Genomic DNA, 12,953 nt, shown 5'->3' on the forward strand with positions numbered 1-12,953 from the left:
CACACACTTACTTAAATATCTAAATTTTTAACATATACTGCATTTTCTTCGATAAATAGACGTCTTGGCTCTACTTCCTCACCCATTAACTGTTCAAATACGGCATCTGCCTCCATGGCATTGTCTAAGTTAATTTGAAGTAATGTGCGAACGTCTGGGTCCATAGTTGTTTCCCATAGTTGAGTTGCATCCATTTCCCCAAGTCCTTTATATCGTTGAATATTTGGTTTAGAAGTTTTCGGTAAACGGTCTAAAATTTCTTTAAGTTGCTCATCGTTATAGCAATATTCAATATGTTTACCTTGTTTCACTTGATATAAAGGTGGTTGAGCAGCATAAACATAACCAGCTTCAATTAATGGACGCATGAAACGGAAAAAGAAAGTAAGCAATAATGTTCGAATATGTGCACCATCTACATCCGCATCTGTCATAATAATAATTTTATGGTAGCGTGCTTTTTCTAGTGTAAATTCTTCACCTATTCCCGTGCCAAGTGCTGTTATCATTGCACGAATCTCAGCGTTCCCAAGAATTCTATCTAAACGTGCTTTCTCTACATTTAAAATCTTTCCGCGTAACGGTAATATTGCTTGGAAATGACGATCTCTTCCTGATTTTGCAGATCCACCTGCTGAGTCACCTTCGACAATATAAAGTTCACTTTCTGCGGGTACTCGTGAAGAACAATCTGCCAGTTTACCAGGAAGGCTTGAAACTTCTAGTGCAGATTTTCTTCTTGTAAATTCACGAGCTTTTTTTGCAGCAACGCGAGCTCTTGCAGCCATTAACCCTTTTTCTACTACCTTTCGAGCAATTTGTGGATTTTCTAATAAGAATCGATCAAATCCTTCTGAAAATAAACTATTTGTAATAGTACTCACTTCTGAGTTACCTAGTTTTGTCTTCGTTTGTCCCTCAAATTGGGGATTGGGGTGTTTAACGGACACGATTGCTGTTAAACCTTCCCTTACATCGTCCCCAGATAAATTAGTATCTGCCTCTTTTAATAGACCATTTTTCCTAGCATAGTCATTTATTACACGAGTGAGGGCCATTTTGAAACCCGACTCATGTGTCCCGCCTTCATACGTATTAATATTATTTGCGAAGGATAATATATTTGATGAGTAACCAGCATTATATTGCATAGCAATTTCAATGGATATTCCATCTTTTTCACCTTCTACAAATATAGCTTCTTCCGTAATAGGTTCTTTTGTTTTATTTAGATCTTCAACGTAGGATTTAATACCGCCTTCATAGAAATATTTAACGGATTTTTCTTGTCCTTCACGTTCATCAGCAATTGTAATAGATAACCCACGATTTAAGTAAGCTAATTCTCTTACACGATGAGCTAAGATATCAAATTCATATACAGTAGTTTCAGTGAAAATTTCCGCATCTGCTTTAAATCTTGTGGTTGTTCCAGTTTCTTCAGAATCTCCAATGATTTCTAACGGAGAATTAACATCACCGCGTTTAAATTTAATACTATGAATTTTTCCATCACGTTTTACATATACTTCTGTAAATTCTGATAGGGCATTTACAACGGAGGCACCAACACCATGAAGTCCACCGGAAACTTTATAGCCCCCACCACCAAATTTACCTCCTGCATGAAGAACGGTCATAATAACTTCGACAGCGGGTTTCCCCATTTTTTCTTGATTACTAACAGGGATTCCACGTCCGTTATCTTCGACTCTAATCCAATTGTCTTTTTCAATTGTGACTATAATATGATCACAATAACCTGCAAGGGCTTCGTCTATACTATTATCAACAATTTCCCACACTAGATGGTGGAGTCCTTTTGAACTGGTAGTACCAATATACATCCCAGGGCGTTTTCTTACAGCTTCTAGTCCTTCTAAAACTTGTATCTGATCAGCATCATATGATGATTCTAATTCTTTTTCTTCCATTGCCAAATTGCTCACCCACTCTTTCATCGCAATAATAGTGAATTTAAACCTGTTAAAGATATTAGGAATTCTTTACTTTTTTATAGACTACTGTTTTGTTTCCACTTCACCATGTTCCACATGAAACATTTGAGCTTGTTGAATCGTTTCATGTGCTAGACCATCTACACTTGTTGTAGTAACAAAGGTTTGCACATCCCCTTGAATGGTATTTAACAAATGCGATTGTCTATAATCATCAAGTTCTGACAAAACATCATCCAGCAATAAAACAGGAGCTTCACCTACCTCCTGTTTTATAAGTTCAATTTCAGCAAGCTTTAAAGATAATGCAGTGGTACGTTGCTGTCCTTGTGATCCATATGTTTGAACATCATAATTATTAACAAAAAACTGAAGATCGTCTCTATGAGGTCCAGTTAGAGTAACTCCTCTATCAAGTTCTCTTCTTTGACTTTCAAATAACTTTTTTTCTAAATAGTCCTTCATTTCACTTTCTGACCATTCCGCATTTATTCCAGAGGTAGTGTGATAGGATACGGTTAACTTTTCTAAACCTCTTGATATACCGAAATGGATTGGTTCTGCCCATTTTTGTAATAGGTCCATAAACTGATATCTTTTTTGAATTACTTTTACTGCAGCATCTATATATTGCTCTGTATATACATCAAACATAACATCGTTTAAAATTGATTTCCCTTGATGTTGTTTTAAAATATGATTTCGTTGTTTTAAAACTTTTTGGAAATGAAGTAAATCATGTAAATAAACAGGGGAAATTTGACCGATTTCCATATCAAGAAATCGTCTTCTAACTTGTGGACTACCTTTTACTAAATATAAATCTTCAGGAGCAAACATTACGACATTTAATTGTCCGATATAATTACTAAGCTTTGTTTGCTCTAGGTGGTTTACTTTTGCCTTTTTTCCTTTTTTCGACAAAACTAATTCCAAAGGTAAACGACCATATTTCTTTTGAATATCACCTTTTATTTTACCATAGTCTGCTTCCCAACGTATTAATTCTTTATCATTAGCTGTTCGGTGTGACTTTGCCATGGATAAAACATAGAGTGATTCCATTAAATTTGTTTTTCCTTGAGCATTTTCTCCAAGTAAAACATTAATTTTAGAGGAAAATTCCAATTGAATTGAATCATAATTACGGTAATCTTTTAACTCTAATCGTTCGATATACATATCAATCCCCGTTCTCTGGTCCAATCATTTGGAATCTTCCTACAGTTGGAATATTCACAATATCCTTATTTCGAAGTTTACGGCCTCTTCGCTGTTCCTCTTCTCCATTTACATAAACGATATTCTCGCTTAAAAACCATTTAGCCATTCCACCAGAACTTATTGTATCTGTCATTTTTAATAATTGACCAAGTGTGATAAATTCTGAGTCAAATCGAATCTCTTCCAAAAATAATTCAACCTCTTCTCATTTTCATTATCCCTTCATTTTACTCTAAATAATCAAATAAGTAAAAAAGATAGTCACTGCAGTGACTATCTCGAAGTTAATATGTTCTTACAGGTAATATTAGTTGCAAAATGGAGTCATCATGTACGGACTTCAAAACAAAAGGTCTCATAGCTCCCGAAAATAATATTTTTATGTCTTGTCCATCAATTGCTTTTAGGGCATCCATCATGTACTTAGCGCTAAAAGATATTTTTAATTCTTCTCCTTCAATTGACTCTGCCAAAATTTGTTCTTCAACATTCCCTATTTCAGGAGAATTGGAGGATACTTCAACAAAACCTTGTCCAATAGTTGAAAAACGAACAACATTATTTCTTTCCTCTCTAGCTAATAATGAGGCGCGATCTATTGCTTGCAACAACGACTTTCCATTTACTAAAATCGTAGTTTTATATTCGCTTGGTATTAATCTCGATGTATCTGGATAATTTCCTTCTAATAATCTTGAATAGAATAATACGTCTTCAGTTTTAAATAAAATTTGTTGTTGGGTCATTACAATTGCTACCTCAGATGAAGTCTCCTCTAAAATTTTATTTAACTCATTTAAACTTTTTCCAGGAATTACGACTGTATATTCTTCTTGAGGTAATTCATTTATAACAGTTTTCCTTCTAGCAAGTCGATGGCTATCTGTTGCTACACAATGAAGTTCACCATCTTTCAGTTGCCAGTTTACACCAGTAAGTACCGGGCGACTTTCAGATGTAGATACTGCAAATACAGTTTCTTTTATAATAGATTTCAATAAATCAGAAGGCATAACAAATTGACGATTTTCCTCGATTTGTGGAAGCAAAGGATATTCAGTTGCATCTAATCCTATTAAGCTAAATTCCGATTTTCCAGATCTAATATGTGTTTGAAACTGATTAGTTACTTCAATTTCTATATCATTTGTAGGTAATTTACGAACAATCTCATTAAAAACTCTTGCTTGTAAAACAATAGAACCTGTTTCTGTGATTCTAATAATTTGTTCCCCGTTTTTTTCTACTGGGATAAATGTTTGGATAGTGATATCTGAGTCACTACCTGTAATATAAAGTCCTTTATTTACAACTTCTAATTTTAGACCAGTTAATATCGGAATAGTTGTTTTGGAACTAACTGCTTTCATTACATCATTTAATCCCTCTAACAATCTATCTCTTGTTATATCGAATTTCATTTTTTTACCTCACTTATATAATTATTATTTATTTAAAAGATTAATAGATATAGTAATAGGGCCTGTGGATTTGTTGATAACTCTCTTTTTCCTTACGCACACTAAACTGTCCACATGTTAATAAGTTGTGTTTAAAACCACTGAGAATCACCTCACTTATCCACAATTACTTTTAACGTCCTAAAATTGATTTTATTTGTTTCACATCATCTTGTAAGTTCAAGTCATCTTTTAGCATTCTAGAAATTTTCTCATGCGCATGTATCACGGTAGTGTGATCACGCCCCCCAAATTCTTCTCCGATTTTAGGTAAAGAGAAATCAGTAAGCTCTCGTGAAAGATACATTGCTACTTGACGAGGAAATGCAATAGATTTAGTACGCTTCTTAGCAGTGAAATCTTCTAGTCTAATATGAAAATGCTCTCCAACAACTTTTTGGATATCTAGAATCGTAATAATTCTTGGACGAGCGTTTGGCATAATATCTTTAAGTGCTTCTGCAGCTAAATCAGGATTAATATCTTTATTTACAAGCGAAGAATATGCAACGACTCTAATTAGTGCACCCTCTAATTCACGGATATTCGAATCAATTTGATTTGCAATATAAGCCATTACTTCGTCTGGTATATCTAAACCATCCGCTCGTGCTTTTTTACGTAAAATAGCAATTCTTGTTTCTAAATCAGGCGGTGCTATATCTGTGATTAAACCCCACTCAAATCTAGAACGAAGGCGGTCCTCAAGTGTAGGAATTTCTTTTGGTGGTCGGTCACTTGAAATAACAATTTGTTTAGATTCTTCGTGTAAAGCATTAAAAGTATGGAAAAATTCTTCTTGAGTTGATTCTTTTCCTGCTAGGAATTGAATATCATCTATTAATAGGACATCAATATTACGATATTTATTTCGAAATTCAATTGTTTTATTATCACGAATAGAGTTAATAAACTCATTCGTAAATTTTTCAGAAGATAAATAAACCACTTTAGCATTTGGATTGTGTTCTTGTACATAGTGACCAATCGCATGCATTAAGTGGGTTTTACCTAATCCTACTCCTCCATAAACAAAAAGAGGATTATATGCTTTAGCAGGAGCTTCTGCCACTGCTAAAGATGCAGCATGAGCAAAACGATTTCCTGAGCCTATTACAAATGTATCGAAAGTATATTTGGAATTTAACATCCCTGGTGAAAAATCTGGTTGATCTCCATGGTTTGCAGGTATTTTAGGACTTGGTACATCAAAATCATCTAAACCTTGATTTTTAGGTACGACAAACGAAATAAGTAGTTCATTGCCCGTTAACTCAGTTAGTATGCCGGCAATTAGATGAACATAATGATTTTCAAGCCAATCTCTTGCAAAGGAATTAGGAGCAGCTATCGTTACAGTTTCTCCATGATATGAAAGTAGTTTAGTTGACTTTAACCAAGTTTCAAAACTCGGTTTAGATGTCTTTTTTTCTACTTCAGAGAGAACTTTAGCCCATAGTTCTTCTAAATGTTCCAATAATCTAATCTCCTTTTTTATGATTAATAAATATGTATAAATAAAATGAGATATACACAAATCCACTATCTGTGGATAAACATTATAAACGGCCGTGGAAAAACTTGTCCACATATTATTAACAGTTGTGGATAATATTTTGGTGTGAAATTCTATTAGAAAAGTAAAACACAAATATCGTATCAAAAAAATGAGGATATTACAAGAGAATAAAGGGTTATCCACAAAAGTAAAATTATTAACAAGCAGAGTTGTCCACAAGGTATGATTATGTTTAAAACATGTTCATAAGCATTGTGGATAATTTTGTTGTTGTTTTTTTTATTAACAGTCTGTAACTTCTACTATTATTAAATATGTGGATAACTTATTGTTCGTAATAATAAAGAATCTAGAAATAGTAATTGACAAAAGGGAGGTATTTTATATATAATATCGGAGACTGTCTAAAGAAGTTTTTAAGATAATCACTCAGGAGGTGTCATATAGATGAAACGTACATTCCAACCAAATAGCCGTAAACGTAGCAAAAATCACGGATTCCGCGCACGTATGAGTACAAAAAATGGTCGCCGCGTAATAGCAGCCCGCCGTGCAAAAGGAAGAAAAGTATTATCAGCATAAGTCCACTGACCATTTCAGTGGTCTTTTTTTCTGTTAAAAAGATTAGTTGGAGCAGGTGAACAGATGAATAACAAACAACGAGTAAAAAAGAATAAAGAGTTTCAGACGATTTTTAAAAAAGGACAATCTTATGCAAATAGACAGTTTGTTGTTTATTGTTTAGAAAAAGAACAAGATTATTTTCGCGTTGGTTTATCTGTCAGTAAAAAAGTGGGGAATGCTGTTGTTCGTAATCGTATAAAGAGATATATACGACAAACCTTCTTAGAATTAAAGGATCAAGTGGATACAAATAAGGACTATATTATTATCGCTAGAAACCCGGCGGCCAAATTAGATTTTCATGAATCAAAGAAAAGTCTTGAACATGTGTTGAAAATAGCAAAGGTTATAAAAAAGAAAAGCTAGTGAAGACTTTCTGTTAAATGGTAATATAGAATGAATATATATTTTTGCTCTAAATAGGGGGAAGAAGGTTGAGAAAAAGATTATCATTACTACTTTTACTCGTAGTAACAATTGCATTACTAGCTGGGTGTTCGGAATTTAAAGAACCGATTTATGTAGACTCTGAAGGCTTTTGGAATCACTATATTGTTTGGCCATTGGTATCAGCAATTACATTCTTTAAAGATTTGCTGGGTACGTATGGTTTAGGTATTATTACAGTAACTATTATTATTCGTCTAGTAATATTACCATTAATGATTAAACAAACAAAAAGCTCTAAAAATATGCAAGAAGTTCAACCAGAATTAAAAAAATTAAAAGAGAAGTACAGTTCAAAAGATGCCGCAACCCAACAAAAATATCAACAAGAAATGATGGCTCTTTTTAAAGAAAGAGGTATTAATCCAGCAGCAGGTTGTTTACCTGTTTTTGTTCAAATGCCAATTCTTATAGGCTTCTATCATGCAATTAGTCGAATGAATAACACGCCTCAAATTGATTTAGGTAGTTTTTTAGGTTTTGCACTAGCAGATCCAAGTATCACATTGGCAATACTTGCAGGTTTAATGCAATTTTTCGTTTTGAGAACTGGTCCAGCAATGGATAATCCTCAAATGAAAATAATGATGTATATCATGCCATTTATGATTATTGGATTCGGTACGGTTTTACCTGCAGCGTTAACATTATATTGGGTTATTGGGAATATTATTTCTATTATTCAAAATTTATTCATTTATAAACCTTGGAATAAACCTAAGGCTGAACCAGTCAAAATAGGAGGGGCAAAAAAATGAATCAGATTACGCAAACTGCACCTACAAAAGAAAAAGCTATAACTGTTGCATTGGAAAAACTTGGATTATCGAAACAAGAAGTTACAATTACAGTATTAGATGAAGGTAAAAAAGGTTTTCTTGGAATTGGAGCTAAACCTGCAGTTGTTCAAGTAACTGTTCTTAAAAAAGAGGAAAAAATTGAAGAAGTTTTACAGTCTCTAGAGATGATTGAAGAATCAATAGATATTAATGTTATTTCTAATATGAATGTTGTGACCCATTCCCAAGGCTCAAATAATCAAGCAATAGAAGAAACGATTGAATATATTCGTGAAATTGCGAAAGAAATGAAGATTGATGATTTAATGATTGAGCAAAAACAAGAAGGTAAATTCATACATCTTCATTTAAATAGTAATAAAGCAGCTTTATTAATAGGTAAACGCGGTCAAACATTAAATGCAATGGAAAATTTAGCTCAGCTTGTTGCAAATAAATATTCTAATTCATTTATTATTATTAAATTGGATGTTGGAAATTACCGTGAGCGTAGACAAGAATCGTTAGAGCAACTTGCAGAACGAATGGCCGATAAAGCAGTACGAACTGGCAACAAAGTAGAGTTTGAGCCAATGTCTTCTTTTGAAAGAAAAATAATTCATAATGCATTATCTGCTCGAGTAGATATCGAAACTTACTCAGTTGGAACTGATCCAAATCGTCATTTAGTTATTGAACCAATAAAATAAGTAAAAACGGATTTTAGCATTTAGCTAAAATCCGTTTTTCTTATGGTATGTTGATAACTTTTGTTCACAGAAATAAAATCTTCTATACTTCTGATTTTTGATGATTTGTGTTATTGTTAGATGTTAGATAGTCATGTTCGTTTTACTTATTCACATGTGGATAAGTAATCATTTGTAAGGAGGTGAACATCAGTGGAATTTGATACAATAGCTGCTATCTCAACTCCATTAGGAGAAGGTGCTATTGCAATAGTTAGACTTAGCGGACCTAATGCAATATCAATAGCAAATAAAATTTTTCGTTCACCAAACGGGAAAAATTTACTAAACCAATTATCACATACTATCCACTATGGGCACTTAATAGATCCAAATTTGGATGAGGTAGTAGAAGAGGTAATGTTATCTTTAATGAAGGGACCTAAAACCTTTACAAGAGAAGACGTTGTAGAGATAAATTGCCACGGAGGTCTTGTAACGGTAAACCGTGTTCTCCAACTAGTTTTGATAAATGGAGCACGACTTGCAGAGCCTGGTGAATTTACTAAACGTGCATTTTTAAATGGACGAATCGATTTATCACAAGCAGAAGCTGTCATGGATTTAATAAGAGCAAAAACAGATAAAGCGATGAATGTTGCTTTAGGACAAATGGATGGCCGATTATCTAGACTTATTAAAACATTGAGGCAAGCACTACTAGAAACCTTAGCACAAGTAGAAGTGAACATTGATTATCCAGAATATGATGATGTAGAAGAAATGACTTTGCCAATGATAATAGAAAAATGTACTTGGGTTAGGGAAGAGATAGACAAACTATTACTCACTTCATCCCAAGGGAAGATTCTTAGAGAAGGACTTTCAACGGCTATTATTGGCAGACCTAATGTAGGTAAGTCATCACTTTTAAATAGTTTAATTCAAGAAAATAAAGCAATTGTTACAGATATAGCAGGAACAACTAGAGATATAATAGAAGAGTATGTTAATGTACGTGGAGTTCCTTTAAAATTAGTAGATACTGCTGGTATTCGTGAAACAGAAGATATTGTTGAACGAATTGGAGTAGAAAAGTCACGGCAAGTTCTAAATGAAGCAGACCTTATTCTTCTAGTTTTAAATAATGCTGAGCAACTTACAGAAGAAGATCGTAAATTATTTGAAGCAATTGAAGGTATGGATTGTATTGTGATTATTAATAAAACAGATCTTTCTACTAAAATTGATATGAATGAAGTAAAACGATTAGCATCAGATAAGCGAGTGGTTACAACTTCTTTACTAAAAGAAGAAGGAGTAGATGAGTTAGAAGAAGCGATCGCTTCTTTATTCTTTGAAGGCTCGATTGAATCATCCGATTTGACATATGTTTCAAATGCACGTCATATCTCTTTGCTTCATCTTGCAAAAACAACCGTAACAGATGCAATTGAAGCAGCAACTGAGAGCGTTCCAGTTGATATTATTCAAATAGATGTGACAAGAACGTGGGAAATATTAGGGGAAATTATTGGAGATACAGTAGAAGAAAGCTTAATTGATCAGTTATTTGCACAATTTTGTTTAGGAAAATAAATTAATTGAGAGGAAGTAACGAACATGCCAAAATTTGAAGCAGGCAAGTTCGATGTGATTGTTGTTGGAGCAGGACATGCTGGTGTAGAAGCAGCACTTGCAGCTGCTAGAATGGGCGTAAAAACGCTTGTTTTAACAATAAATCTTGATATGATTGCATTTATGCCATGTAATCCATCCATCGGAGGACCTGCAAAAGGAATTGTCGTGCGTGAAATAGACGCATTAGGTGGGGCCATGGGAAAAGTAATAGATAAAACACATATACAGATGAGAATGCTTAATACAGCGAAAGGTCCAGCTGTTCGTGCATTAAGAGCACAAGCGGATAAAGTACTGTATCAAAATGAAATGAAACACTTATTAGAAGAGCAAGAAAATTTAACAATTCATCAGGCAGTTGTGGAAGAATTACTAGTGGAAGATGAAAAAATTATTGGTCTAGTAACACAAGTTGGTGCTATTTATCGAGCGGAAACAGTTGTTATTACTACAGGAACTTTTTTACGTGGTGAAATAATCATTGGAGACCTAAAGTATTCAAGTGGACCCAATAATCAACAACCATCTATAAAATTAGCGGATAGTATTCGAAATCTTGGATTTGATTTAGTTCGTTTTAAAACAGGAACTCCTCCTCGTGTAAATAGTAAAACAATCGATTATAGTAAAACAGAAATTCAACCTGGAGATGACGTTCCAAGGGCTTTCAGTTTTGAGACCACTGATTTTATTATGGATCAATTACCATGTTGGTTGACATATACAACAGAAACAACACATCAAATTATTAACGAAAACTTACACTTATCTCCTATGTATTCAGGTATGATTAAAGGTACTGGACCAAGATATTGTCCATCTATTGAAGATAAAATAGTACGCTTTAGTGATAAGCCACGACATCAAATATTTTTAGAGCCAGAAGGTAGAAGTACAAAGGAAGTATATGTGCAAGGACTTTCAACTAGTCTGCCAGAACATGTTCAACGTCGTCTTATTGCTTCAGTTCCGGGACTTGAAAAGGCAGAGATGATGCGTGCGGGCTACGCTATTGAATACGATGCAATGGTTCCAACACAGCTTTGGCCAACACTCGAAACCAAAAAAATAAAAAATTTGTATACTGCCGGACAAATTAATGGGACTTCTGGTTACGAAGAAGCTGCTGGTCAAGGTTTAATGGCTGGAATTAATGCGGCTTTACGAGTACAAAAAAAGGAAGAAAAAGTATTAAGTAGATCAGATGCGTACATCGGAGTTTTAATAGATGATTTAGTTACAAAAGGTACGAATGAACCTTATCGTTTATTAACTTCCCGTGCAGAATATCGCCTATTATTACGTCATGATAATGCAGATTTACGTCTTCTTGAAATGGGATATGAAATAGGGCTTATTCCCCAAGAGCGCTACGATAGATTTTTAGGGAAAAAGCAAAGAATTGAACAGGAACTACACCGTTTGCGTACATTGATGATTAAACCTAATGATGCGACTCAGACTTTAATTCGTAGCGTGGAAGGTAGCGAATTAAAAGATGGTATTCGAGCTGCAGATTTACTGAAACGTACAGAAATGAACTACGATTTAGTTGCCGAACTAGCTCCATCAGAAGTGGTATTAACTTCTGAAGAGAAAGAACAAGTTGAAATTCAAGTTAAGTATGAAGGGTATATAGAAAAATCTCTTCAGCAGGTAGAAAAACTTAAAAAAATGGAAGACAAAAAAATTCCTGATCAAATAGATTATGATGTAATTTCAGGATTAGCAACAGAAGCTAAACAAAAATTAAAGCAAGTACGACCATTGTCTATTGCACAAGCATCTAGAATTTCAGGAGTAAATCCAGCAGATATTTCAATTTTACTTATTTATATCGAACATGGAAAAATTGCAAAAATCACTGGGTAGTCTAAAATGATAAGGAGAACTACATGAACGAAGAACAATTCATTCAAGCCCTTCATGAAAAAGGTATTGAACTAACTATTAATCAAGTACAGCAATTCAGAAAATATTTTGAATTACTTGTTGAATGGAATGAAAAAATGAATTTAACAGCAATTACGGATGAACCAGCCGTATACTTAAAACATTTTTTTGATTCTATTAGTGCTTCTTTTTATGAAGATTTTACTGGCTCTTACTCTGTGTGTGATGTAGGAGCAGGAGCTGGTTTTCCTAGTATTCCTTTAAAGATATGTTTTCCAAATTTAAAGGTTACGATAGTTGATTCATTAAATAAAAGAATTCAATTTTTAACTCACCTTAGCAAAGAATTGCAATTATCTAATGTAAACTTTGTGCATGCAAGAGCAGAAGAGTTTGGTCAAAATTCCAAACATAGAGAAAGTTATGATATTGTAACAGCAAGGGCAGTTGCAAGGCTTTCCGTGCTTGCTGAATTATGTGTTCCGTTAGTTAAAATAGATGGTAGATTTATAGCAATGAAAGCAGCTAGTGCATTCGATGAACTTAAAGATGCCAGAAAAGCTCTTCAAATATTAGGTTCAGAAAAAAACGCAGAGTATTCCTTTCTTTTACCAATAGAAGATAGTGAAAGAACGTTGTATGTCTTTTCTAAAACAAAAAGCACACCGAAAAGATACCCTCGAAAACCAGGTATTCCAAACAAAACACCTATTATTTAA

12 protein-coding genes are annotated in these 12,953 nt (G+C 33.8%); 7 read left to right on the top strand and 5 right to left on the bottom strand.

Annotated features, from left to right (window positions below):
- Window positions 1-11: 11 nt before the first annotated feature.
- The 5 genes from gyrB to dnaA all read right to left on the bottom strand — a co-directional run bounded on the left by gyrB (window position 12) and on the right by dnaA (window position 6,119).
- On the bottom strand, window positions 12-1,934 hold the full coding sequence (gene gyrB, locus ACTSKG_RS12345) for a DNA topoisomerase (ATP-hydrolyzing) subunit B (protein ID WP_464758023.1): 1,923 nt from the start codon (window positions 1,932-1,934) through the stop codon (window positions 12-14).
- Between the two features lie 87 nt (window positions 1,935-2,021).
- Entirely contained in the window at window positions 2,022-3,140 is a 1,119-nt protein-coding gene (gene recF / locus ACTSKG_RS12350) for a DNA replication/repair protein RecF (RefSeq protein WP_464758024.1), read from the bottom strand.
- Between the two features lies 1 nt (window position 3,141).
- Window positions 3,142-3,369: a S4 domain-containing protein YaaA gene (gene yaaA, locus ACTSKG_RS12355; protein WP_464754890.1), complete on the bottom strand. Its 228-nt coding sequence runs from the start codon at window positions 3,367-3,369 to the stop codon at window positions 3,142-3,144.
- Between the two features lie 97 nt (window positions 3,370-3,466).
- Complete coding sequence (dnaN, locus tag ACTSKG_RS12360) at window positions 3,467-4,603, bottom strand: DNA polymerase III subunit beta (RefSeq protein WP_464754891.1); 1,137 nt, start codon at window positions 4,601-4,603, stop codon at window positions 3,467-3,469.
- Between the two features lie 172 nt (window positions 4,604-4,775).
- Window positions 4,776-6,119 (bottom strand): chromosomal replication initiator protein DnaA, encoded by a 1,344-nt coding sequence (dnaA, locus tag ACTSKG_RS12365; protein ID WP_464754892.1) that lies wholly within the window; start codon window positions 6,117-6,119, stop codon window positions 4,776-4,778.
- 489 nt (window positions 6,120-6,608) lie between these two features.
- On the opposite strand from dnaA, the gene rpmH reads away from it, so the two are divergent.
- From rpmH to rsmG, 7 genes are all read left to right on the top strand, one after another.
- Window positions 6,609-6,743, top strand: a complete 135-nt coding sequence (gene rpmH, locus ACTSKG_RS12370; RefSeq protein WP_387584337.1) for a 50S ribosomal protein L34 — start codon at window positions 6,609-6,611, stop codon at window positions 6,741-6,743.
- 63 nt (window positions 6,744-6,806) lie between these two features.
- Window positions 6,807-7,151, top strand: coding sequence for a ribonuclease P protein component (gene rnpA / locus ACTSKG_RS12375; protein ID WP_464754893.1), 345 nt, complete (start codon window positions 6,807-6,809; stop codon window positions 7,149-7,151).
- Between the two features lie 68 nt (window positions 7,152-7,219).
- Window positions 7,220-7,990 (top strand): membrane protein insertase YidC, encoded by a 771-nt coding sequence (yidC, locus tag ACTSKG_RS12380; protein ID WP_464754894.1) that lies wholly within the window; start codon window positions 7,220-7,222, stop codon window positions 7,988-7,990.
- Window positions 7,987-8,721, top strand: a complete 735-nt coding sequence (gene jag, locus ACTSKG_RS12385) for an RNA-binding cell elongation regulator Jag/EloR (protein WP_464754895.1) — start codon at window positions 7,987-7,989, stop codon at window positions 8,719-8,721. The genes yidC and jag overlap by 4 nt, the downstream gene beginning before the upstream one ends.
- A 192-nt stretch (window positions 8,722-8,913) precedes the next feature.
- Window positions 8,914-10,299, top strand: coding sequence for a tRNA uridine-5-carboxymethylaminomethyl(34) synthesis GTPase MnmE (gene mnmE, locus ACTSKG_RS12390; protein ID WP_464754896.1), 1,386 nt, complete (start codon window positions 8,914-8,916; stop codon window positions 10,297-10,299).
- 24 nt (window positions 10,300-10,323) lie between these two features.
- Entirely contained in the window at window positions 10,324-12,213 is a 1,890-nt protein-coding gene (gene mnmG, locus ACTSKG_RS12395) for a tRNA uridine-5-carboxymethylaminomethyl(34) synthesis enzyme MnmG (protein ID WP_464754897.1), read from the top strand.
- A 23-nt stretch (window positions 12,214-12,236) separates the two neighbouring features.
- Window positions 12,237-12,953 carry a 16S rRNA (guanine(527)-N(7))-methyltransferase RsmG gene (gene rsmG / locus ACTSKG_RS12400; RefSeq protein ID WP_464754898.1) on the top strand — a complete coding sequence of 239 codons (717 nt, stop codon included), beginning with the start codon at window positions 12,237-12,239 and terminating at the stop codon, window positions 12,951-12,953.

Source organism: Psychrobacillus syltrankelensis (genome assembly GCF_055454035.1).